The sequence below is a fragment of the Saccharothrix sp. NRRL B-16314 genome (assembly GCF_000716595.1).
In the GTDB taxonomy this organism is placed as follows: Bacteria; Actinomycetota; Actinomycetes; order Mycobacteriales; family Pseudonocardiaceae; genus Actinosynnema.
In genome coordinates this window covers 1-679 of record NZ_JNXC01000098.1, presented here as the reverse complement: position 1 = coordinate 679, position 679 = coordinate 1, and the positions used below count along the sequence as shown (strand labels likewise).

General features: G+C 70.3%; 1 protein-coding gene. It reads right to left on the bottom strand.

The genetic code is table 11. The features are described from left to right. Window positions 1-5: 5 nt before the first annotated feature. Window positions 6-662 (bottom strand): fasciclin domain-containing protein, encoded by a 657-nt coding sequence (locus OQ02_RS39190; RefSeq protein WP_033443750.1) that lies wholly within the window; start codon window positions 660-662, stop codon window positions 6-8. Window positions 663-679 lie beyond the last annotated feature (17 nt).

Genomic DNA, 679 nt, shown 5'->3' with positions numbered 1-679 from the left:
GCGGGTCAGGCGGTGGGGATCATGACCTTGTCGATGACGAAGACGGTGGCGTTGGCGGTGGGGATGTTGCCGCACAGCACCTTGGCGCCGTTGACGGTGACGTTGTCGCCGGAGCCCTCGACCTTGAGGGTGCCGCCCTGGACGGTGGGCAGGGTGGCGGAGGACAGGATGCCGTCCTTGTCCATGCGCTGCGGGACGACGTGGTAGGTCAGGATGCCGGTGAGCTTGGCCTTGTCGGCGAGGACGGCGTCGAGGGTTTCCTTGCCGAGGGCTTCGAAGGCGGGGTCGTAGGGTGCGAAGACGGTGTACTTGGCGTCGGTCTTGTTGAGGGTGTCGACGAGGCCGGCGGCCTTGACGGCGGCGACGAGGGTGGTGAGCAGGGGGTTGTTGCTCGCGGCGGTGGCCACCGGGTCGTCGACCATGCCGTCGAGGGAGCCTTCGGTGTCCTTGGGCAGGCCGGCGCAGGCTGCGCCGAACACGTCGCCGGTGGTGGTGACGCCGTCGCCCATCGCCGCGCCGGCGGTGGTGGTCGTGGTGGTCGTGGTGGCGGCGGCGGTGGTGGAGTCGTTGGAGGCCGCCGGTTCGCCGCTGCCGCAGGCGGCGACGGAGAGCAGGGCCGCGGTCATGACGCCGATCACGGAGGCGAGCCGGGTGCTGCGCATGGGAGGTCACTCCTTTG